The sequence below is a fragment of the Streptomyces shaanxiensis genome, from assembly GCF_039537145.1.
Classification (GTDB): domain Bacteria; phylum Actinomycetota; class Actinomycetes; order Streptomycetales; family Streptomycetaceae; genus Streptomyces; species Streptomyces shaanxiensis.
Window position 1 is genome coordinate 952,943 of the sequence record NZ_BAAAZY010000012.1, and the last position, 22,218, is coordinate 975,160.

The 22,218-nt window shown below is 70.7% G+C and carries 17 protein-coding genes and 1 pseudogene; 8 read left to right on the forward strand and 10 right to left on the reverse strand.

Annotated elements, in window-relative coordinates; translation table 11 throughout:
* Nucleotides 1–139: 139 nt before the first annotated feature.
* The 4 genes from ABD932_RS27360 to ABD932_RS27375 all read right to left on the reverse strand — a co-directional run bounded on the left by ABD932_RS27360 (nt 140) and on the right by ABD932_RS27375 (nt 6,857).
* Complete coding sequence (locus ABD932_RS27360) at nt 140–3,925, reverse strand: multifunctional oxoglutarate decarboxylase/oxoglutarate dehydrogenase thiamine pyrophosphate-binding subunit/dihydrolipoyllysine-residue succinyltransferase subunit (RefSeq protein WP_345016256.1); 3,786 nt, start codon at nt 3,923–3,925, stop codon at nt 140–142.
* Between the two features lie 281 nt (nt 3,926–4,206).
* On the reverse strand, nt 4,207–5,313 hold the full coding sequence (locus tag ABD932_RS27365) for a HAMP domain-containing sensor histidine kinase (protein WP_345016258.1): 1,107 nt from the start codon (nt 5,311–5,313) through the stop codon (nt 4,207–4,209).
* Nucleotides 5,310–6,047 carry a response regulator transcription factor gene (locus ABD932_RS27370; protein WP_003997964.1) on the reverse strand — a complete coding sequence of 246 codons (738 nt, stop codon included), beginning with the start codon at nt 6,045–6,047 and terminating at the stop codon, nt 5,310–5,312. The genes ABD932_RS27365 and ABD932_RS27370 overlap by 4 nt, the downstream gene beginning before the upstream one ends.
* Nucleotides 6,048–6,179: 132 nt before the next feature.
* Nucleotides 6,180–6,857 carry a spermidine synthase family protein gene (locus ABD932_RS27375; protein ID WP_345016261.1) on the reverse strand — a complete coding sequence of 226 codons (678 nt, stop codon included), beginning with the start codon at nt 6,855–6,857 and terminating at the stop codon, nt 6,180–6,182.
* A 175-nt stretch (nt 6,858–7,032) separates the two neighbouring features.
* Between ABD932_RS27375 and ABD932_RS27380 the strand changes: the two genes are divergently transcribed.
* Complete coding sequence (locus tag ABD932_RS27380) at nt 7,033–7,902, forward strand: rhomboid-like protein (protein ID WP_345016263.1); 870 nt, start codon at nt 7,033–7,035, stop codon at nt 7,900–7,902.
* Here the strand turns inward: ABD932_RS27380 and ABD932_RS27385 are convergent.
* A pseudogene (locus ABD932_RS27385) lies at nt 7,885–8,452 on the reverse strand (GNAT family N-acetyltransferase); the annotation flags it as partial. The gene ABD932_RS27380 and the pseudogene ABD932_RS27385 sit on opposite strands and share 18 nt — an antisense overlap.
* Nucleotides 8,453–8,605: 153 nt before the next feature.
* Here ABD932_RS27385 and lon point away from each other — a divergent pair.
* Nucleotides 8,606–11,026: an endopeptidase La gene (gene lon, locus ABD932_RS27390; protein ID WP_345016265.1), complete on the forward strand. Its 2,421-nt coding sequence runs from the start codon at nt 8,606–8,608 to the stop codon at nt 11,024–11,026.
* Between the two features lie 111 nt (nt 11,027–11,137).
* Here the strand turns inward: lon and ABD932_RS27395 are convergent, their stop codons facing one another.
* Nucleotides 11,138–11,971 carry a lysozyme gene (locus ABD932_RS27395; RefSeq protein ID WP_345016267.1) on the reverse strand — a complete coding sequence of 278 codons (834 nt, stop codon included), beginning with the start codon at nt 11,969–11,971 and terminating at the stop codon, nt 11,138–11,140.
* A 249-nt stretch (nt 11,972–12,220) separates the two neighbouring features.
* On the opposite strand from ABD932_RS27395, the gene ABD932_RS27400 reads away from it, so the two are divergent.
* Nucleotides 12,221–12,733, forward strand: coding sequence for a MarR family winged helix-turn-helix transcriptional regulator (locus tag ABD932_RS27400; protein WP_425587517.1), 513 nt, complete (start codon nt 12,221–12,223; stop codon nt 12,731–12,733).
* Nucleotides 12,734–13,097: 364 nt separating this feature from the next.
* Here ABD932_RS27400 and ABD932_RS27405 read toward each other — a convergent pair whose 3' ends face one another.
* On the reverse strand, nt 13,098–13,886 hold the full coding sequence (locus tag ABD932_RS27405) for a protein phosphatase 2C domain-containing protein (protein ID WP_345016270.1): 789 nt from the start codon (nt 13,884–13,886) through the stop codon (nt 13,098–13,100).
* A 369-nt stretch (nt 13,887–14,255) separates the two neighbouring features.
* On the opposite strand from ABD932_RS27405, the gene ABD932_RS27410 reads away from it, so the two are divergent.
* The 5 genes from ABD932_RS27410 to ABD932_RS27430 are packed head-to-tail and all read left to right on the forward strand — an operon-like array spanning nt 14,256 to nt 19,905.
* The gene (locus ABD932_RS27410; RefSeq protein ID WP_425587518.1) at nt 14,256–17,081 is read left to right on the forward strand and encodes a sensor histidine kinase; all 2,826 of its coding nucleotides are present in this window, start codon (nt 14,256–14,258) and stop codon (nt 17,079–17,081) included.
* Nucleotides 17,078–17,581 carry a roadblock/LC7 domain-containing protein gene (locus tag ABD932_RS27415; RefSeq protein ID WP_345016274.1) on the forward strand — a complete coding sequence of 168 codons (504 nt, stop codon included), beginning with the start codon at nt 17,078–17,080 and terminating at the stop codon, nt 17,579–17,581. Before ABD932_RS27410 ends, ABD932_RS27415 begins: the two co-directional genes overlap by 4 nt.
* A complete protein-coding gene (locus ABD932_RS27420) occupies nt 17,578–18,006 on the forward strand; it encodes a DUF742 domain-containing protein (protein WP_126395038.1) in 429 nt (142 codons plus the stop codon). The genes ABD932_RS27415 and ABD932_RS27420 overlap by 4 nt, the downstream gene beginning before the upstream one ends.
* A complete protein-coding gene (locus ABD932_RS27425; protein ID WP_345016276.1) occupies nt 17,987–18,625 on the forward strand; it encodes a GTP-binding protein in 639 nt (212 codons plus the stop codon). The genes ABD932_RS27420 and ABD932_RS27425 overlap by 20 nt, the downstream gene beginning before the upstream one ends.
* A gap of 26 nt (nt 18,626–18,651) precedes the next feature.
* Entirely contained in the window at nt 18,652–19,905 is a 1,254-nt protein-coding gene (locus ABD932_RS27430; protein ID WP_345016278.1) for a styrene monooxygenase/indole monooxygenase family protein, read from the forward strand.
* Here the strand turns inward: ABD932_RS27430 and ABD932_RS27435 are convergent.
* The 3 genes from ABD932_RS27435 to ABD932_RS27445 all read right to left on the reverse strand — a co-directional run bounded on the left by ABD932_RS27435 (nt 19,823) and on the right by ABD932_RS27445 (nt 22,022).
* A complete protein-coding gene (locus ABD932_RS27435; RefSeq protein WP_345016280.1) occupies nt 19,823–20,944 on the reverse strand; it encodes a C40 family peptidase in 1,122 nt (373 codons plus the stop codon). The two genes, ABD932_RS27430 and ABD932_RS27435, sit on opposite strands and share 83 nt — an antisense overlap.
* A gap of 102 nt (nt 20,945–21,046) precedes the next feature.
* Entirely contained in the window at nt 21,047–21,358 is a 312-nt protein-coding gene (locus ABD932_RS27440; RefSeq protein WP_345016282.1) for a hypothetical protein, read from the reverse strand.
* Between the two features lie 10 nt (nt 21,359–21,368).
* Nucleotides 21,369–22,022 carry a TetR/AcrR family transcriptional regulator gene (locus ABD932_RS27445; protein ID WP_345016284.1) on the reverse strand — a complete coding sequence of 218 codons (654 nt, stop codon included), beginning with the start codon at nt 22,020–22,022 and terminating at the stop codon, nt 21,369–21,371.
* Nucleotides 22,023–22,218: the final 196 nt, after the last annotated feature.

The window sequence follows — 22,218 nt, forward strand, 5'->3', positions numbered from 1 at the left end:
CGGGCGGTCTGAAGGTGCGCGGGGCCGTCTCGGCGGCTCGGTGCTTGTGGCGTGCGAGCGGGCCGCGAATGCCGGAAGGCCCGGTTCCGAGTCGCGCGGACTCGGAACCGGGCCTTCTCGATCAGACCCGTTCGAGGGCTCAGGCCTCGAACACCTCACGCACCAGCTGCTCCTGCTCGGCCTGGTGCCGCTTGGCGGAACCGACGGCCGGGGACGAGCCGTGCGGACGGGAGATCCGCCGCAGACGCTCGCCGTGCGGGACCTCGGCGCCGACCGCCAGGTCCAGGTGGTCGATCAGGTTGAGCGCGATGAACGGCCACGCACCCTGGTTCGCCGGCTCCTCCTGGGCCCACAGGTACTTCTCGGCGTTCGGGTACTTCTTGATCTCCGCCTGGAGCTCGGCACCCGGCAGCGGGTACAGGCGCTCGATGCGGATGATCGCCGTGTCCGTGATGCCGCGCTTCTTCCGCTCGGCCTCGATGTCGTAGTAGACCTTGCCGGCGCAGAAGACGACCTTCTTGACCGCGGCCGGGTCGACCGACGAGTCGCCGATGACCGGCTGGAACTGCCCGGTCGTGAACTCCTCCGCCTTCGACGCGGCGGCCTTCAGGCGCAGCATCGACTTCGGGGTGAAGACCACCAGCGGCTTGTGGTGCGGGTTGTGCACCTGCCACCGCAGGAGGTGGAAGTAGTTCGACGGCGACGTCGGCATCGCGACCGTCATGTTGTTCTGCGCGCACAGCTGCAGGAACCGCTCCGGGCGGGCCGAGGAGTGGTCCGGGCCCTGGCCCTCGTAGCCGTGCGGCAGGAGCAGGACGACGCCGGACGTCTGGGCCCACTTCTGCTCGGCCGAGGAGATGAACTCGTCCACGACCGTCTGGGCGCCGTTGACGAAGTCGCCGAACTGCGCCTCCCACATCACGAGCGCGTCGGGGCGGGCCAGCGAGTAGCCGTACTCGAAGCCCATGGCCGCGTACTCGGACAGCAGGGAGTTGTAGACGTTCAGCCGCGCCTGGTCCTCGGAGAGGTACTGCAGCGGCGTGTACTCCTCGCCCGTCTCACGGTCGATGATCACCGCGTGACGCTGGCCGAACGTACCGCGCTGCGAGTCCTGGCCGGCCAGCCGGACCGGGACGCCCTCCAGCAGGAGGGAGCCGACCGCGAGGGTCTCGCCCATGCCCCAGTCGATGGTGCCGTCCTCGACCATCGACGCCCGGCGCTGCAGCTGCGGCAGCAGACGCGGGTGGACGGTGATGTGGTCGGGGATGTTGACCTGGGACTCGGCGATCCGCTTGACGGTCTCCGTGGTCACCGCCGTGCTGACGGCGACCGGGAACTCGGCCTGCGGGTCCGAGGGCTCCGCGGCGGCCGGCTGCGAGGTGGCCTCGCGGACCTCCGTGAAGACCTTCTCCAGCTGGCCCTGGTAGTCCTGCAGCGCCTGCTCGGCCTCTTCCAGGGTGATGTCGCCGCGACCGATGAGGGACTCGGTGTAGAGCTTGCGCACCGAGCGCTTCTTGTCGATCAGGTCGTACATCAGCGGCTGGGTGAAGGCCGGGTTGTCCGACTCGTTGTGACCGCGGCGGCGGTAGCAGATGAGGTCGATCACGACGTCCTTGTTGAACGCCTGGCGGAACTCGAAGGCCAGGCGGGCAACGCGGACGACCGCCTCGGGGTCGTCGCCGTTCACGTGGAAGATCGGGGCCTCGATCATGCGGGCCACGTCGGTGGCGTACATCGACGAGCGCGAGGACTCCGGCGCCGCGGTGAAGCCGACCTGGTTGTTGATGACCACGTGGACCGTGCCGCCGGTGCGGTAGCCCCGCAGCTGCGACATGTTCAGGGTCTCGGCCACCACGCCCTGGCCCGCGAAGGCCGCGTCGCCGTGCAGGGCCACCGGCAGGACCGTGAAGTCCGTGCCGCCCTTGTTGATGATGTCCTGCTTGGCGCGGGCGACGCCCTCCAGGACCGGGTCCACCGCCTCAAGGTGCGAGGGGTTGGCGGTGAGCGAGACCTTGATCTGCTCGCCGTCCAGGCCGGTGAAGGTGCCCTCGGCGCCCAGGTGGTACTTCACGTCGCCGGAGCCGTGCATCGACTTCGGGTCGAGGTTGCCCTCGAACTCGCGGAAGATCTGGGCGTACGACTTGCCGACGATGTTGGCGAGGACGTTCAGGCGGCCGCGGTGGGCCATGCCGATGACGACCTCGTCCAGGCGGGACTCGGCGGCCGAGTCCAGCACGGCGTCGAGCAGCGGGATGACGGACTCGCCGCCCTCCAGCGAGAAGCGCTTCTGGCCGACGTACTTGGTCTGCAGGAAGGTCTCGAAGGCCTCCGCCGCGTTCAGCCGGCGCAGGATGCGCAGCTGCTCCTCGCGCTCGGGCTTGGTGTGCCCGCGCTCGATGCGGTCCTGGATCCACTTGCGCTGCTTCGGGTCCTGGATGTGCATGAACTCGATGCCGGTGGTGCGGCAGTACGAGTCACGCAGCACGCCGAGGATGTCGCGCAGCTTCATCAGGGACTTGCCGGAGAAGCCACCGACCGCGAACTCGCGCTCCAGGTCCCACAGGGTGAGGCCGTGCTCGGTGATGTCCAGGTCGGGGTGCTTGCGCTGGCGGTACTCCAGCGGGTCGGTGTCGGCCATGACGTGGCCGCGGACCCGGTAGGAGTGGATCAGCTCGAAGACGCGCGCGGCCTTGGTGACGTCGTCGTCGTGCGAGGCGTCGATGTCCTTGAGCCAGCGGACCGGCTCGTAGGGGATGCGCAGCGCCTCGAAGATCTCGTCGTAGAAGTTGCCCTCGCCGAGGAGGAAGTTCGCGACGATCCGCAGGAACTCGCCGGAGGCGGCACCCTGGATGACCCGGTGGTCGTAGGTCGACGTGAGCGTCATGACCTTCGAGATGCCGAGCTTGTTGAGGGTGTCCTGGGAGGTGCCCTGGAACTCCGCCGGGTAGTCCATGGAGCCGACGCCCATGATCACCGACTGGCCGGGCATCAGACGCGGGACCGAGTGGACGGTGCCGAGGCCGCCGGGGTTGGTCAGGGAGACCGTCACGCCGGTGAAGTCGTCCATGCCCAGCTTGCCGTCGCGGGCGCGGCGGACGATGTCCTCGTAGGCCTGCCAGAACTCGAAGAAGTTCAGCGTCTCGGCCTTCTTGATGCCCGCGACGACCAGCTGACGGTCGCCGTTGGGCTTCACCAGGTCGATGGCGAGGCCGAAGTTGACGTGGTCGGGCTTGACCAGGGTCGGCTTGCCGTCCTTCTCCGCGAAGGAGTAGTTCATCGACGGCATGGCCTTGATGGCCTGCACCATCGCGTAGCCGATCAGGTGCGTGAAGGAGATCTTCCCGCCCCGGGCGCGCTTCAGGTGGTTGTTGATGACGATGCGGTTGTCGAAGAGCAGCTTCACCGGGACCGCGCGCACGGACGTGGCCGTGGGCACCTCCAGCGAGGCGTTCATGTTCTTCGCGACCGCGGCGGCGGGGCCGCGCAGCGTCACCAGCTCGGGGCCGTCGGCGGCAGCGGCGGGCTCGGCCTTCTTCGGCTGAGCGGGCTTCGCGGCCGGGGCGGGGGCGGCGGGCTTCGCCGCAGCCGGAGCCGCGGCGGCGGGTGCGGCAGCCGCGGGCTTCGGGGCGGCCGGGGCCGGCGCCGGGACCGACGGAGCAGCCGGGGCGGCAGGAGCCGCCGGAGCGGTGGTGGTGGCTGCGGCCCCCGCGGCCGCAGTACCCGCCGGAGCCGCGGCGCCAACGCCCGGCTTGTAGTCGGCGAAGAAGTCCCACCAGGCACGGTCCACCGAATTGGGGTCCTGGAGGTACTGCTGATAGATCTCGTCGACGAGCCACTCGTTCGGCCCGAACGCGGCCGCGGGGTTCTTGCCCGCTTGGTCGGTGTCGGTCGAGATGCTCGAGTTACTGGGGGACTGTGGCGACACGGCGGCAACCGCCCTCTTCCGCTTCACAAGGTTATGGACAGCGGGAATAAAGGCTACGCCTCCATGGCCGGGAAGGTGAGGCCGAGCAAGGTCATCGTCGCGTAAGTCACATCGGAAAGTGTGTTTCGGGCCTGGAAATGGCGGGAAACAAGTGTAGTTCCGCTTCAGATGGGAAGGCGCGAGCGCGGCCTGGCGCCACGAAAGCGCAGGCCTGGACCTGATCACACGTGTCCGTCAGCCGGGACAGTCGTGGATCTTGTGGCTCCGCTTCGAACTTTACGTCAACTTGGGACGGAAGGCTGCCCCGGCAGTGTGACAAGAATCCGGCAACCTCGATCGGATTCGGCCACCCCGATGTGGCCCCCGTGCAGATCGACGGCCCAGCGCGCGATCGCCAGCCCCAGTCCCGTACCGCCGTCGCTGCCCGGGCCGTGCGGACGGCGGACGGCGCCCCGGTTGAAGCGCTCGAAGACCTTGTGCCACTCCGACTTCGGGATGCCCGGCCCCTCGTCCAGGACCTCCAGCTCCAGCGACTCCGGATACGCCCCGCGCCGCGCTTTGACCGTCACGCGGCCGTGCGCCGGGCTGTGCTTGATCGCGTTGTCGATGAGGTTGGCGACGACCTGGTGGAGGCGCTCGGGGTCGGCATGCGCGGTCAGCTCCGGCGGGGAGACGTCGAGGTGCAGATGGACGTCCGTACGCGTGTGGCTGCCGGAGCCCGACGCCATGCCCCGGCGCGCGGAGGCGACCATGTTGGCCTCCTTCAGCACACCGGACAGGTACGGCCAGACCTCGAAGCGCCGCAGCCGCAGCGGCACTACGCCGTTGTCCAGGCGGGACAGGTCGAGGAGCGTCTCCACGAGCCGGCCGAGCCGCTCGGTCTGCTTCAGCGCCGTGCGCATCGTCTCGGGGTCGGCCTCGGCGATGCCGTCGACCACGTTCTCCAGGACGGCCCGCAGGCCCGCGATCGGGGTGCGCAGCTCGTGCGAGACGTTCGCCACCAGCTCCTTGCGCTGCTGGTCCTGGGCCTCCAGCTCGTCGGCCATCAGGTTGATCGTCTCGGCCAGGTCGCCCAGCTCGTCCCGGCGGTTCTCCCGCACCCGGCGGGTGTAGTCGCCCTGCGAGATGGACCGGGCCACGGTGTTCATCTCGTCCAGCGGGGCCGTCAGTGAGTGGGCCACGAACTGGGTGACCAGCAGGGTGGCGATCATCGAGAAGACCATGATGAAGCGCAGCTCCGTCTGGTACCGCACCGCGTTCACCGACAGCCCGGTGGTGATCAGCACCGCGATGACGACCAGCGCGCCCAGCTTGGTCTTGATCGAGAACGGACGTACGCCGCCCCAGGGCTCCCCGGGGCCTCTCCGCGGAGCCGGGCCGTCGCTCATGGCGTCGGCGTCTCCAGGGCGTAGCCCACGCCGTGCACGGTCCGGATGCGCTCCGCACCGATCTTCCGGCGCAGCGCCTTGATGTGGCTGTCGACGGTCCGGGTGCCGGAGGCGTCCGCCCAGTCCCACACCTCGGCGAGCAGCTGCTCGCGCGAGAGCACCGCGCGCGGGGTGTTCGCCAGGCACACCAGGAGGTCGAACTCGGTCGGCGTGAGGTGGACGTCCTCACTGCGCACCCGCACCCGGCGCTGCGCGTGGTCGATCTCCAGCTCGCCCAGCCGCAGGATGCCCGACCGCGGGGTCGTGGCGGCCAGCGCGGCCCGCTCGACGCGGCGCAGCAGTACGTGCACGCGTGCCGCCAGCTCCCGCATCGAGAACGGCTTGGTCATGTAGTCGTCGGCGCCGACGCCGAGCCCGACCAGCATGTCGGTCTCGTCGTCGCGCGCGGTCAGCATCAGCACCGGCACCGGCCGCTGGGCCTGCACGCGACGGCAGACCTCCAGGCCGTCGAAGCCCGGCAGCATGATGTCGAGGATCAGCAGGTCGGGCTGCCAGGCCTCGGCCGTGTCGACGGCCGCCGGACCGTCGCCCGCGGTCTGCACGAGGAACCCCTCGGCGCGCAGGCGGGCCGCGATGGCGTCCACGATGGTCGGATCGTCCTCGACCACGAGGACCCGGCGCTGTGCGCCAGGGGTCGCCGCCGTGCCGTTGTGGGAGGTGTGTGTCTGCTCCATCGCCCGCCCCAAAGTTGCTTTCCGGAATCCGTGGGGTGATCCCGCTTACTGGCTATGCCTGCGCATGCTTGCGATTGACGCTTGAATGATCCGCGTCAGAGAAGCAGAGTACGGGGAGTCACCGCGCCAGGGCTATCCAGGGCGGACGGCGAGGTGCACGACGTCCGGAACGCCCCGGGCAACGGGGATCTCTTCGGTACGCACCTGTTGGAATCCGGCATTACGCAAGGTTTCTTCGAATTCCGGAGAGGGTTGGGCGGACCATACGGCAAGCACCCCACCCGGCCTCAACGCCCCTGCACAGCCTGCCAGTCCGCCGGGTGAGTAGAGGCTGTCGTTGCCGTCGGTGACGGTCCAGTCGGGCCCGTTGTCGATGTCGAGACAGAGTGCGTCATACGTGGCGGATGTCTCATGTACGTACCGCACGAGATCCGTTTCCAGAATCTCGGTGCGCGGATCGGCGAGGGCGCCGGCGGAGAAGCGCGACAAGGGTCCGTCAAGATGCCAGCCGATAATCGCGCTCTCACGCTCGACGACGGTGATCCGTCCCGGGCGCGGATCGGCGGCGGCATGTGCGAGCGAGAACCCGACGCCGAGCCCGCCGATCAGTACATGAGGCTCCGGCCGCCCGTCCAGCGCGCCGAGCGCGGCGTCGACCAGCAGCCGCTCCGAACGCCCGTCGGAAGTGTCCATCAGGAAGCAGCCGTTCGCGATGATCTGGAGCAACTCGCCGTGCCGCCGCAGCACTACCTCGCCGTGCGGGCCCTCGCGACGGTCCAGTACCTCGGGGGTGTCGTACGAAGTGGGCATCCGGCCATCCTGGCAGCCGGGGCCCGGGACGGCCGAGCGAATTACCTCTCAGAGTTGACGCGACGCGGACCAGGTTGGTTGAGAGGTTCCTGAGAATCGGCTCATGAGTGGCGCAGGTCACAGACACGGGCGGGCCGCAGGCGAAGGGTGAGGGAAACGGAAGGAGCGCCTCACCTTGGAACGGACTGCGGTTGAGGGTGCGACGGGCTCGGTTCCGGAGCCCGGTGAGGCGGGCCTGCCCGATGTCGCCGGGTTGCTGGACGGGATGCCGCGGCAGCGCGGACCACTGAGCGCCACCACGACGAGTGCCATCGCGCCGAGTGTTGTCGCGCCCACCGCCATCGCAACGACCGCCACCGCGCCGCCGCCCCCGGCGCCGGCCATCACCGAGGCCACCGCACCGTCCCGACCCCGTGCCGTCCGCCCCTGGCACCTCCTCCCCACCCCCACCGGCACCCCGTTCACCCTCGCCTACGCCGCCGTACTGACCGTCACCTCCCTGGTCGCCACATACGCCGACGCCGCCCTCGTCCACGCCCTGCACCAGGGCTCCAGCACCGATGTCGCCCATCTCGTGCAGAGGCCCGTGCTGGTGCTGGTGGCCAGTGCGCTGTGGGTCGCGGGCGGGATCGTGACGCCGTACACGCTCTGTTTCCTGCTCGTGCTCACCGCGCTGGAGCGGCGGATCGGCAGTGCCCGCACGGCCGTCGTCTTCCTGGCCGGGCACGTCCTGGCGACCCTCGCGACCGAGGTCCCGGTCGGGCTCGCGGTGCTGGTCGGGCATCTCCCCGCCAGCTCGCTGCACCGCCTCGACTACGGCATCAGCTTCGGCGTGGCGGCGAGCATCGGCGCGCTGGCCGGGCTGCTGCGGCCGTGGCTGCGGTGGCCGGTGCTGGCGCTGTTCGGCGGGATGCTGATCCAGGACCTGATCGACTTCACGGATCCGCTGACCAATTGGGGGCATCTGATCGCCCTGGTCATCGGGATCGCGATGTGGCCCGTGGTGCGGCGGTGGCGCGGTTCGGAGTCAATCGCCCTCGGGTGACCACACGTACGGCGTGGTCGTGGTCACCGCCTCGAAGCCCAGTCGCCGCAGGATCGGCGCGCTGTCGTCGGAGGCGTCGACGTGCAGGTATGTGACACCGCGCGCGACGGCGAGGGCGGCGCGGGTCGCGACGAGCGCGCGGTGGATGCCGCGCCCGCGCCACTCGGCCGGCGTCGACCCGCCCCACAGGCTCGCGAACTCGGTGCCTTCGCGGAAGGCCAGCCGGGCCGAGACGACCTCGCCGTCCGCCTCGGCGACGTGGACGGAGATCTCGTCCGGCGCGGACGCGACCCGGCCGATGAGATCGTCGGCGAGCCGGCTCCAGCCCTGGCCCCACATCACCGACTCCATCGCGGCGATCCGCCGCATGTCCGCGTCCGCCGTGACCCGGCGCAGTGTCACGCCCGCCGGCAGGACGGGCTCGTGCAGCGAAGAAGTCGCGCTGCCGGGCGATGAGCCGGTCGAGCTCGGCGCCGCGCACGCCGAGGGAGCGCGGGCCGCTGACCAGGCCCCGGAATCCGCCGACGATCCGCAGCAGCGGTCCGTCACGGGCCGGGGCCCGCACAACCGGCCATTCGCGAAAAACCCGAGGTCACAGTGTGTGTGAGTGATGATCGCTCACAGCGAACGGAGGTCGGGGAACATTCGCACTCCCCCGTGCATTGAGTCGGCATAGCTCAACTTGACTGCCGAAGGGGAGATCATGGCTTCGACGTCCACACCGCTCACCTTGCCTGTGCTGCCGCTCGACGACGAGGTCGTGCTGCCCGGAATGGTGGTCCCGCTGGATCTGAACGACGCCGATGTGCGCGCCGCGGTGGAGGCCGCGCAGGCCGCCGCCCGGTCGCAGCCGGGGAAGCCACGGGTGCTGCTGGTGCCCCGTATCGACGGTACGTACGCGAGCACCGGTGTGCTCGGCACCGTCGAGCAGGTCGGCCGGCTGGCCGACGGTGACCCGGGTGCCCTGATCCGCGGCCGCGGCCGCGTGAAGATCGGCGCCGGGACGACCGGCCCGGGTGCGGCGCTGTGGGTCGAGGGGGCGCGGCTCGACGAGACGGTCCCCGAGCCGCTGCCGGGTCACGTCACCGAACTGGTCAAGGAGTACAAGGCCCTCGCCACCGCCTGGCTGCGCAAGCGCGGCGCCTGGCAGGTCGTGGACCGGGTGCAGGCCATCGACGACGTGTCCGCCCTTGCCGACAACTCCGGTTACTCGCCGTTCCTGACCACCGAGCAGAAGGTGGAGCTCCTGGAGACCGCCGAACCGATCGCCCGTCTCAAGCTCGCCACCCAGCAACTGCGCGACCACCTCGCCGAGCAGGACGTCGCCGAGACCATCGCCAAGGACGTCCAGGAAGGCGTCGACAAGCAGCAGCGCGAGTTCCTGCTGCGCCGTCAGCTGGAGGCGGTGCGCAAGGAACTGCGCGAGCTGAACGGCGAGCAGGACGGCGAGGAGTCCGACGACTACCGCGCCCGCGTGGAGGCCGCCGACCTGCCCGAGAACGTCCGCGAGGCCGCGCTCAAGGAGGTCGACAAGCTGGAGCGGTCCAGCGACCAGTCGCCCGAGGGATCGTGGATCCGCACCTGGCTCGACACCGTCCTCGAACTGCCCTGGAACGAACGAACCGATGACACTGGCGCCTACGACATCCAGGGCGCGAAGCGCGTGCTGGACGCCGAGCACGCCGGTCTGGAGGACGTGAAGGAGCGGATCACCGAGTACCTGGCGGTGCGCAAGCGGCGCAGCGACCGGGGGCTGGGGGTCGTGGGAGGCCGCCGCGGCGGCGCCGTCCTGGCCCTCGTCGGCCCGCCCGGCGTCGGCAAGACCTCGCTCGGCGAGTCCGTCGCGCACGCCATGGGCCGCAAGTTCGTCCGGGTCGCCCTCGGCGGCGTCCGTGACGAGGCCGAGATCCGCGGCCACCGCCGTACCTACGTCGGTGCGCTGCCGGGCCGGATCGTGCGGGCCATCAAGGAGGCCGGGTCGATGAACCCGGTGGTCCTGCTCGACGAGATCGACAAGGTGGGATCCGATTTCCGGGGCGACCCGGCGGCGGCCCTGCTGGAGGTCCTGGACCCGGCCCAGAACCACACCTTCCGGGACCACTACCTGGAGGTGGAACTGGACCTGAGCGACGTGGTGTTCCTGGCCACCGCCAACGTCCTGGAGGCCATCCCCGAGGCCCTGCTCGACCGTATGGAACTGGTCCGCCTCGACGGCTACACCGAGGACGAGAAGGTCGTCATCGCCCGCGACCACCTGCTCCCGCGCCAGCTGGAGCGGGCGGGCCTGAACGACGACGAGGTCGCCATCGACGAGGGCGCCCTGCGCAAGCTCGCCGGCGAGTACACGCGCGAGGCGGGCGTCCGCAACCTGGAGCGGTCCATCGCGAGGCTGCTGCGCAAGGTGGCGGCGCAGCACGAACTGGGCGAGCGGGAGCTGCCGTTCACGATCGGCGACGGTGACCTGCGCGGTCTGATCGGCAGGCCGCACCATGTGCCCGAGTCCGCCCAGGACCCGGCGGAGCGCCGTACGGCGGTGCCCGGCGTGGCCACCGGCCTCGCGGTCACGGGAGCGGGCGGAGACGTCCTGTTCGTGGAGGCGTCGCTGGCCGACCCGGAGACGGGTGCGGCGGGTCTGACGCTGACGGGCCAGTTGGGTGACGTGATGAAGGAGTCGGCGCAGATCGCCCTGTCCTTCCTCCGCTCCCACGGCGCCGAACTCGAACTGCCGGTCGCCGACCTGAAGGACCGGGGCGTGCACATCCACTTCCCGGCGGGCGCGGTGCCCAAGGACGGCCCGAGCGCGGGCGTCACGATGACGACGGCCCTCGCGTCGCTGCTCTCGGGCCGCCTGGTCCGCACGGACGTGGCGATGACGGGCGAGGTCTCGCTGACCGGCCGGGTCCTGCCCATCGGCGGCGTCAAGCAGAAGCTGCTGGCGGCCCACCGGGCAGGCGTCACGACCGTCGTCATCCCCAAGCGCAACGAGCCCGACCTGGACGACGTCCCCGCAGAGGTGCTGGACAAGCTCGACGTCCACGCCGTCACCGACGTCCGTCAGGTCCTGGAACTGGCCCTGTCGCCGGCCACCGACGGCGCGGCCCCCGAGGTTCCGATCGCGGCGTGACGACGTAGCCCATCAGCGGGCTCCGCCCGCGAAGACCGGACAGGCAGGGCCCGGGTCCCGTGAGGGAGGCCCGGGCCTTCGCCGCGCTGCGGTACGTCATACGACGACGGGTCAGCCGTTCGCCAGAGCCTGGACGCGGTCCAGCGCTCCGTTGAACCTGTTGTGGTCGCCGACGGTCGGTCCGGAGGACGTGTACTGCCACATGGTGTAGTAGCTCCACCCCGCCGGCAGTTCCCCCACCTCCGCGGCGTACCGGGCGACCCACAGCGGGTTGGCGGTGGCGAAGCCGCTGTAGTTGCCGGTGCACTGCTTCCACCAGCTGGTGGCGGTGTAGATGACGGCGTCGCGGCCGGTCCTGGCCTTGTACCGGTTCAGGAAGTCGCGGATCCAGGTGACCATCTGGCTCGTGGTCTTGCCGTAGCAGGCGTTGCCGTACGGGTTCCACTCGATGTCCAGGACGCCGGGCAGGGTCTTGCCGTCGCGGGACCAGCCGCCGCCGTGGTCGACGAAATAGTTGGCCTGGGTTGCTCCGTTGGTGGTGTCCGGGGTCGCGAAGTGGTAGGCGCCGCGGATCATGCCGACGTCGTAGGAGCCGCTGTACTGCTGGGCGAAGTACGGGTTCGTGTAGTACGTCCCCTCGGTGGCCTTCACATAGGCCCACTTGACCCCGCTGTTCCACAGGGTCGACCAGGCGACGTTGCCCTGGTGGCTGGAGACGTCCACGCCTTCCGTCTGGGTGGCCAGGGCGTCGTCGGGGAGGCCGTGGACACCGTCGTGAGTCGCGACGCCCATGCCCATGTGGGCGGAGCCCGGGGACGGGGCGTCGTCTTCGGCGGACGCGGGGGAGGGATGGGTGGCGAGGAGGAGGGAGAGGGTCGCGGCGAGCAGGAGCCCGGCGAGGTGCGGGCGCCGAGGGCGGAGCGGTTCGGGTCTGTGCACGGACATAGCGTGCCTCCGAAGGCTCGGTGGTGCTCGGTGAGGAACGCGCGGGGGTGTGGCCGCCGTTGTGGAGCGCGGCTGTGGCGCGTGCATGCCAGTCACGCTTCGATGGAGAAGCTAGGCGCGCAGAAGCGCAGGTGGAAGGGGGTCCGGAGGCTGCCTTTGGTCTGAGCCTGCGAAATACTGGCGGAGCTGCGGCGATGGCGGCGGTTGGCGGAAACTTTCAGGACCGGGACCTACCAGGCAGGGGCTGACGTGCACGAAGGCGGAAACGGCGAGGACCGGCGAGTCGAGTCCGGGGGTGCCCCCTCCGGGGGAGTGCCCGATGGCGGCATGGACCAGCCTGAATTCCTCGACCTGGAACGCGAGTTGACGGTCCTCTTCCGGCGCGCCAGGGCCAAGCAGGGCGAGATGGCCCGCGAGGTGCATCCGGACCTGGAGTCGGCGGCGTACGGGCTGTTGGTCCGGCTGGGTGAATCCGGGCGCCAGCGGGCCACCGAACTCGCCGCCTACATCGGGGTCGGCAAGGCCACCATGTCGCGCCAGCTCCGGGCCCTGGAAGACCTGGGTCTCGTCGCGCGCGAGCCCGACCCCGCCGACGGGCGTGCGTGGCTGGTCCATCTCACCGAGGAGGGACGCGGGCGGGTCGCGAAGGTGCGGGAGGCCCGGCGGGGCCGGTATGTCGAGCAGCTGTCCCACTGGGACCGGGACGAGGTCGCGGAGCTGGCGCGGCTGCTGAACCAGTTGAACCGGGGGATGGAGAAGTAGGCCCACGGGCTCCGTGACTCACCGGGTCCGTACTCACCGGCCCTTGGCTCACGTGGCCCCTGGCTCACGCGGCCCCTGACTTACGCGGTCCCTTGGCTCGCGCGGGCCTTGGCTCGCGGGGCCCGTAGTCATCGGTCCCTTGGCTCGCGCGGCCCTTGGCGCGCCGGGCCAGTAGTCATCGGCCCCGTCACTCGCGCGGCCCTTGGCGCGCCGGGCCAGTAGTCATCGGCCCCGTCACTCGCGCGGCCCTTGGCGCGCCGGGCCAGTAGTCATCGGCCCCGTCACTCACGCGGCCCCTGGCTCTCCGGGCCCGTACTCACCGGCCCCGTGGCTCACGCAGCCCCTGGCTCACCGGGCCCGTCGCTCACAGTTCCGCGTACACGACCGTCGCGTCGTCATGCGTCTTGCTCCGCCCCAGGTACGCCCGCTCCTCCGCGTCGGCCGACTCCAGCGCCCGGACCCGGTCCACCAGCGCCTGCGCCCCTTCCTTGCGTACGAGGGTGAAGCAGTCCGCCCAGCCCCCCTCCCGGAACTTCTCGACCCACCTCGTCGCCCCGTCCGTCAGCGCCGCCAGCGCCCGCACCTCCTGCCGGGCGAGCACTCCCGTGACCGCCCGGCCCGCCACCGACGGATCCGCGGCGGCCGTGAAGAAGCCGCCCTCCTTGTTACGGATGTGCGCGTCGATCAGTGCGTCCGTGGCCAGGGACGCCCGCGGGAGGCGGGACAGGCGGTCGTCCAGGTAGGGGGTGACCGTGCCGTCCGGCGACTCCACCAGCAGGGCCGAGTCGGACAGGAGCAGGTACTCCACCGACTCCGGCGACCACCGCGCCAGAACCACCGTTGCCTGTGGGGTACGCGGGTGAGAAAGGTCACAGGTCGTGGCGTGGGCCTCGGCGGTACGCGCGAGGGCGCGGGTCAGGGCGTCGGCGAGGGGAACATCCGGGAGTGAAACGGTCAGTTCGGTCAGTGCGCCGCCGAGCCGCGCGGTGAACCAGGGGACGGAATGCAGACAGCCCGTCTCGCCCCGCGGCGGCGTCACGCCGTCCAGGACCACCAGCGCGCCGCCCTGTCCCGAGGCGGGAAGTCCGACGCTCGCGAAGTCCTCGTTGGGGCGCGTCCGGTCGCCGGGCTCGGAAGCAAGCTCTGTTCGCATTCGGCCAGTCTGCACGAGCCCTTCACAAGGTTTGCGAAGGGGTTGCATCGGTTGCCGAATGGGTGCAGCCGTGCAGGTCAGACGCCTGATTTGGGGTGGAATGGCTCGCTCCGGCCAGGCGTGGCGGCGAATACTGCCATCGCCCGCCGCAGACGTCCAACCGGCCCGCCGCGCAAGGCATGTGTGCGCGCCGGAAGAACTTGCCCGCCAACTCTCCTCCGGGGTTCACTCCTTCGGGTGGCGGGTCAGGTGATGCGCGGCCGCTGTCCACCGGCACTGGGAGGGTCGGGAACCGCATCGAGTGTACGTACAGTCGGTCGGCATTAGTTGACGGAACGTCACTCGGACCATGGGTATCACGAGTCAGGAATGCGAGCACCGGTGCAGAAGATGCGGCCTCGTCGCTCAGGCAAGCAGACGGCCTCCGCAGGGGGCACGCAGCCCACTCCCGGCACCACCACCGACGCCACACCCGCCGGCAAGGGGCGCCCGACGCACGTACGCAACCGGCTGATCGTCGCCGTTGCCGTCGTGGCCGCCGCCATCGCCGCGGCCGGTGTCCCCTCGATCGTCGCCGCCTCCGGGCAACTGCACGACTCCCAGGAACTGGTGACGCTCGCCGAGCAGACCCAGGACGCGCTCACCCTCGCCCACTCCCTGGCCGACGAGCGCGACGAGGTCTCTTCGTACATCGCCGCCGGCCGGCCCAAGTCCAAGGCGCCCAGCGAGCAGCGCAGCGCCCGGGTGGACCGTCAGGTCGAGGAACTGCGCGCCGACACCGACGCCCCGGCCTCGCTCCACGACGATCTCGACGGCATCGCGGCCGTGCGCCGGGCCGCGCTCACCGGCAAGAGCACCGCGCTGGAAGCGCACGAGGCCTACTCGGCCGCCATCACCGAACTCCACCGGCTCGCCGAGCAACTGGCCGAGCAGATGCCGCCCCGCACGGGTCCCGGCGCCTACGCGCTGGCCGAGCTGGACTCCGCCGTGCAGCAGGCCGCCGCCACCCGGGGGCTGCTGCTCGCCGCGCTCAGCGTGCCGACCACCACCGAGACCGTCGTCGACCCGGTCACCGGCCTCGCGACCACCCAGAAGACCTCCTCGGCCGCCGACGCCAAGCAGCGCGCCGTGCTCAGCGCCGCCGCCCAGCAGGCCCGCCTGCGCTCCGACGCGGCCCTCGCCGACTTCCACGACACCGCCCCCAAGTCCGCGCGGACGTCGTACGACTCCACGGTCACCGGCCCCGAGGTCAACACCGCCGACCGGTATCTCGCCGCCCTCACCGACCAGTCCGCGCTCTCCGCCCGGGACCTGAACACCGACATCCAGCGCGCCGAGGGCGCCCTGTCCGCCCGCGTCGACCTGATGCGCGGCGTCGAGTCGGCCCTCTACGACCGCCGTACCAAGGACCTCGAACAGCTCCGCGACGACGACGTCACCGCGCTGGAGATCCGCATCGCGATCCTCGGCGCCCTGATGCTGCTCGCCGTCGGCGTCGCCACCGGCATGGCGCGCTCCCTCACCCGGCCGCTGGCCGTGCTGCGGATCGGCTCCGCGCGGCTCGCCCAGGCCGAGGACCCGGCGGCGGAGGAGCCGGTCAAGTTCACCGGCCGCAAGGACGAGTTCGCCCAGGTCGTCAACTCCGTCAACGCCCTGCACGCGCACGCCGCCGCCCTCCACGAGCGCATCGCCACGCTGGAGTCCGACCGCAAGCACCTCGTCGGCCAGCGCCAGAAGATGGCCGACGCCCGCGAGGAGCTGCGTACCGAACTCGCCGACTCCGCAGCCCAGTTGGAGCGTCTGCGGGACACCATCGGCTCCACCTTCGTGAACCTCGCCCTGCGCACCCTCGGCCTCGTCGAGCGTCAACTCGCCGTCATCGAGGGCCTGGAGGAGCGCGAGCAGGACCCGGACCGGCTCGCCACGCTCTTCAAGCTCGACCACTTCGCCACGGTCATGCGCCGGCACAGCGAGAACCTCCTCGTCCTGGCCGGCACCGAACACGTCCAGCAGCACGCCGGGCCGGTCCCGCTCGTCGACGTCGTCCGCGCGGCGGTCAGCGAGATCGAGCGGTACGAGCGCGTCCGGATCGCCGCGCTGCCGCCGCACGCGCACGTGGCCGGGTTCGTCGCCGACGACCTCTCCCACCTCCTGGCCGAGCTGATGGAGAACGCCACCGCGTTCTCCCCGCCCGACCAGCCCGTCGAGATCTCCGGCTGGCTGCTGGAGAACGGCGAGGTCATGCTCTCGGTCCAGGACGAGGGCATCGGCATGACCGACGAGCGCCTGGCGCGGCTCAACTCCCGGCTCGCCGACTTCGACCCCGAGGCCTCCTACGACCAGGAGGGCGACGAGGGCCTCGGCCTCGGCCTCTACGTCGTCGCCCGCCTCGCCCACCGCCACGGCATCCGTGTCCGGCTCCGCGAGCAGAAGCAGGGCGGCATCGCGGCGGTCGCGGTCCTGTCGAAGGGCCTCCTCGCGGCGGCTCCCGCGGCCGCGGTCCCCGCCGACTCCCCGCACCGTGCCGGCACCCACACCTTCTCCCTTCCGGGCGCCGACGCGGAGGCCAACTCCAACGTCATGCGCGGCCGTTCGAAGGACAGCGACCCCTTGGTGGCGCTGGCGGAGAGGGCCGTACAGGAGACGGCCGTACAGGAGACCGCCGTACGGGAGACCGCTCAGGAGGACGAGCCGGAGGACCGTAAGGCACCCGAGGCGGCGCCCGCCGAGACGACGATGGAACTCCTGATCCCGGAGCAGCCCGCCGGCCCCGCCCAGGAGACGGAGACCCCGGTCACCGATCCCTATGCCATCGGGCCCGACACCCATGAGCGTGCCCGGGACGAGAGGGACCAGAGGGACGAGAGCGACGAGGGGGAAGCCGGCGACGAGGGGGAGGAACTCGTCACCGACAAGGGCCTGCCCAAGCGCACCCCGAAGATCACCGCCCCGGCCCAGGCCCCGCGCCAGCGGACCGGCGGTGTCGACGCCGATGCCCTGCGCAGAAGGCTCGGCGGCTTCCGCAGGGGAGCGGAGGCCGGCTACCGCGACGTGCAGGCGGAGATCGCCGAGCAGACGGGCCAGAACAAGGCACCGACAGCGGAAACCGCGGGAACCGCAGAATCCGCGGAATCCGCAGGACGCACCGAATCCGAAGCAGCCACGGGGGGCACCGTCGAGGAGGCAAGCAGTTGACCGCGCCCAGTACCTTCGGACTGAGCAGTGAAGCCCGCAACCTGCACTGGCTGCTGACGAATCTGGTCGAGGAGGTGCCGGGCATCCAGTCAGTCGCGGTGGTCTCCTCGGACGGCCTGCTCCTGCTCTCCTCCGATGACGCCCGCAACACCGAGGCCCGGGAGCCGAGCAGCGGCAGGCCCACCGGCCCCCGCGGCTCCTCCGCCGACCTCGCCACCATCGTCTCCGGCATCGGCAGCCTCACCATCGGCGCCGCGAAGCTGATGCAGTTCGGCGGGGTGAAGCACACGATGGTCGCGATGGACGAGGGCAGCCTGTTCGTGATGTCCATCAGCGACGGCTCCCTGCTCGGCGTGCACGGCTCCGCGGACTGCGACATGAGCGTCGTGGCCTACCACATGGCGCTCTTCGTCGGGCGCGCCGGCCACGTCCTCACCCCCGAACTCCGCAGCGAGCTACGGAAATCCCTCGAGACCGCGTCGGCAGGGAGTACCCGATGAGCAACGCCCCGAAGAACAGGCCCCAGCTCCCCGTCCGCGGCGGCGACCGCAAACCCGCCCGCGTGCGCCCCTACTCGCTCACCGGCGGCCGTACCCGCTTCGGCCACGTCCTGCTGGTCGAGACGATCGTCGGCAGCACGGCCGCACTGGAGGCCGCCGAGGAGCGCAAGGAACTGACGAACGGTTCCCTCACCACCCGGGTGATGCCGGAGATGCGGGCCATCGTCGAACTGTGCCGCCGGATGCGCACGGTGGCCGAGATCGCCGCGCTGCTGCAGATGCCGCTCGGCGTGGTCCGCGTGCTCCTCAGCGACCTCGCGGACCAGGGAAAAATCCGTGTGTACGGCACCGGAACCGGCCACGGTACGGGCCGGCCGGAACGCGCGCTGCTGGAAAGGGTGCTGAGTGGACTCCGTCGTCTCTGACGCCGCTCGCGGTGTCTCCCCGCTCCTCGCCGAAGAGGGGCCCGAACAGCCCTGGCAGACGGACCGCACCAGGGCCCCCATAGCCACGAAGATCGTCGTGGCGGGTGGCTTCGGTGTCGGCAAGACCACGCTGGTCACCGCCGTCTCGGAGATCACGCCCCTGCAGACCGAGGCACTGATGACCGAGGCGAGCGAGGAGACCGACGACCTCACCTCGACGCCCGGCAAGCTGACCACCACCGTGGCCATGGACTTCGGCCGCATCACGCTCGACGACGACCTGGTGCTCTACCTGTTCGGCACGCCGGGCCAGCAGCGGTTCTGGTTCATGTGGGACGACCTGGTGCGCGGCGCGATCGGCGCGGTCGTCCTGGCCGACACCCGGCGGCTGAAGGACTGCTTCCCGGCGCTGGACTACTTCGAGAGCTGCGGACTGCCGTACGTCGTCGCGGTCAACCACTTCGACGACAGTGAGCTGTTCCAGCCGGAGGACGTGCGGGAGGCGTTGACGATCCCCGCCCGGATACCCGTAATGATCATGGATGCGCGCCGCCGGATCTCGGTGATCGAGACCCTGCTGTCCCTCGTCGGCCACGCGCTGGACGAAACCCCCGAGTAGATCCCCGAGTAGGAGAACAGCCCCGCATGCGGAAGATACTCGTCGTCGGAGCCGGCCAGTCCGGACTCCAGATAGCCCTCGGCCTCCAGTCGCACGGGTACGAGGTCACCCTGATGTCCAACCGGACGGCGGACGAGATCCGCTCCGGCCGGGTCATGTCCACGCAGTGCATGTTCCACACGGCACTGCGGCACGAGCGCGATCTCCAGCTGAACTTCTGGGAGTCCCAGGCCCCGAAGATCGAAGGACTCGGCGTCTCGGTGGCGGCCCCCGGCTCCTGGGGCGAGGGTCCCGCGGCGCGCGCGATCGACTGGCTGGGGCACCTCGACGGGTTCGCGCAGTCCGTCGACCAGCGCGTGAAGATGGCCGGCTGGATGGAGACGTTCGCCCAGCGCGGCGGGCAGCTGGTCATCCACGGCGCGGCCGTCGGCGACCTCGACTACTTCTCCCGCACGTACGACCTGGTGCTGGTCTCGGCCGGCAAGGGCGAGCTGGTCCAGATGTTCGGGCGGGACCCGGAGCGCTCCCCGTACAGCCAGCCGCAGCGCGCGCTGGCCGTGTCGTACGTCCACGGCCTGGGCCCGCGCCCCGAGCACCCGGACACGGAGGCCGTCCGCTGCAACCTCGTCCCCGGCGTCGGCGAGCTGTTCGTCATGCCCACCCTGACGACCTCCGGGCGCGCGGACATCCTGTTCTGGGAGGGCATACCCGGCGGGCCGCTCGACGTCTTCGACGGCGTGAAGGACCCGGCGGAGCACCTCTCCCTGACCCTGGGACTCATGGAGAAGTACGTGCCGTGGGAGTACGCCCGGGCGACCGAGGTCGAGCTCACGGACGCGGGCGGCGTGCTGAGCGGGCGGTACGCGCCGACCGTGCGCAACCCGATCGGCAGGCTCCCGGGCGGCGGGCTCGTCCTGGGCGTGGCGGACGTCGTCGTGGCCAACGACCCGATCACCGGGCAGGGCTCCAACTCCGCGTCCAAGTGCGCGGCCGCGTACCTCGGCTCGATCCTCGAACACGGGGACAAGGAGTTCGACGAGGCGTGGATGCGCAGCACCTTCGACCGGTACTGGGACACCGCACAGCACGTCACCAAGTGGACGAACGCGATGCTGGCGCCGCCGCCGGAGCACATCCTGGGCCTCATCGGCGCGGCGGGGCAGCTGCCGCAGGTGGCCGACCGGTTCGCCAACGGGTTCAATGACCCGGCCGACTTCGAGAACTACTTCTATGAGCCGGAGAAGACCCAGGCTTACCTCGCTGAGATTTCTGGGACCTGACCTCGGGGCGTACGGCTCCCAGGACCGGGTTGGACGCGATCGGGGAGATCCTGATCTTCTCGCCGGTGCGCGGCGCCTGGACCACCTTGCCCTTGCCGAGGTACATGGCCACGTGGGTGGCGTCCGGGAAGTAGACGACCAGGTCGCCCGGGCGCAGTTCGGTCAGCGGGATGCGGTCGAGTTGCGCCCACTGCTCCTGGCTCGTGCGGGGGATCCGGGTACCGGCGTGGGCCCAGGCCTCGGAGGTCAGGCCCGAGCAGTCGTACGACTTCGGGCCCTCCGCGCCCCACTTGTACGGCTTCCCGAGCTGCTTCTTGGCGTAGCGCACCGCCCGGGCGCTCTCGCGTGAGGGCTTGTGGTCGTCCTTGGCGAGGGCGCCGGACGCCAGGAAGTCCTGCTGGGCTCTGGTGGCGTCCTTCTTCTCCAGGTCGGCCAGGGCCTTGAGCTGCGTGGCGGTGAGGGCGGCCAGGAGTTCCTCGATCCTCTTGAGTCGCTTGTGGACCGCGTCCTTCTCCTTCTTCCGGCGTTCGGCGAGGGCGATTTGGTCGTCCAGGGCCTTGCGGGCCTTGCGGGCGAGTTCGTCGGCCTTCCTTTCGGTGCCGGTCAGACGGCCTACCGTCGCGGCGCGCTCGCGGGCCAGCCGGCCGATGACGTGGCCCTGGTCCAGGGCGTGCTGGGGGTCGCGGGCCAGGAGCAGGTGCACGTACGGGGAGATGTCGGTGGTGTTCTGGTACTGCTGGCGGGCCAGGCGGCCCGCGGCGCCCCGGCTGTCGTGCAGGGAGACACGGACGCGGGACAGGGCCGTGTCCAGGTGGGTGACCTCGGTGCGCTGCCGCCTGAGCTTTTCCTCGGTCGCGTTGTAGGTCTCCGTGGCCTGTTCGGCCTCGCGGTAGAGGCGCTGAAGGTCCGTCAGGAGACCGGCGACGGAGCGTTCCTGGGGTTCGGGCGCGGCCGTCGCGTGGGTCGGTGCGAGGATCGTGCCGGCCGCCGTGGTCGCCGCGGCCGCCGTACACGCCAGACGGAGAAGCCTTCCTGACACGTCATCACCTCCGGTGCGGAGAGGCTCTCTGCTCCGCATCGCGAGCTTTAGACGCGATCGCCGGGTTCGCGCGCCAGGTGTGCGCGGATCGGCGTAAAAAGGTCACCCGTCGGTGTCGTCCGGCTTGCCCCGCGGCGTGGCTTCCGGCTTGGACCACGGCCAGTTCAGTCGGCGGGGCTGCAGTCCTTCGGGGGCGTACTCGTACTTCCAGCGCCGGGTGAGGCCGGTGCGGGAGCCGGGGGTGCCCGGGGTGCGGGGGACGCGGCGGTAGACCAGGACCGTGGGCGGGCCGCCGTGCGGGTCGGGGACGGGGATGCGGTACGTCTTGGGCGGGTGGCCCGTGATGCCCAGGAGTACGGGGAGGACGCGGCCGTCCATGGGGCCGCCCTCGAAGGGGGTGTCTTCGCTCTTCACGGCACCAGTGTCAGCCATCCGCCGCGAGCTTCTCGGCCAGTGCGGCGGTCTGTGGATCGCGGGCCGCGGTGACCGAGAGCACGGCGGTGAACTGTTCCACCAGCCAGTCCCGCAGTTCCTCCACCGGTGGCTCCTTGTCCTCGTCGAGCCAGATGAGGGAGGCCGCCTCGACCGCGGTGATCCACATCCGCACGGTCATGCGGAGGCGGAGGCCGGGGTCGGTGACCTCCAGGTGGCTGAGGATGTGCTCGGCGGCTGCGCGGCGGACTCCGTCCACTATGGCCGTCGTGCGGGACGTCTCCACGACGCTGCCGCCCTGGAGCAGTGCGCTGAAGCCGGTGTCGTGCTCGTCGACGAAGGCCAGGTAGCGGTCGAGGGCGCGGGAGAGGCGGGGAAGGAGGGGGCCCTCGCGGGGTTCGTCGAAGCAGTGCTGGAGTTCTTCGGCGGCCGAGCGGAGGGCGGCCTCGTAGAGCTGCTGCTTGCCGCCGGGGAAGTAGCGGTAGACCAGGGGGCGTGAGACGCCGGCCGCCTCTGCCACGTCGTCCAGGGACACGTCCTCGGGGGTGCGGTGGGCGAAGAGGGTGAGGGCGGCGTTGAGGAGTTGGCTGCGGCGCTCCTCGACGCTCAGGCGGCGGTAGGCGGGGGTGGGGGCCGAGGGCGTCATGACCAGCAGGGTAGTCGGGTGCGGAGTGCTGGTGCTCCGGTGGTTTGGCCGGGAATGCCTGTGGTGGGTTGCGTGGGTTGCGTGGGTTCGGTGGGGTGTGCGTCGTTCGGTGGGGGTGCGTCGTGTGGTGCCTGCGGCGCCTGTGCGGGCTCGGTGGGGGTGCGGGTAGCGCCTTGCGTTTTGTTGTGGGTCGGGG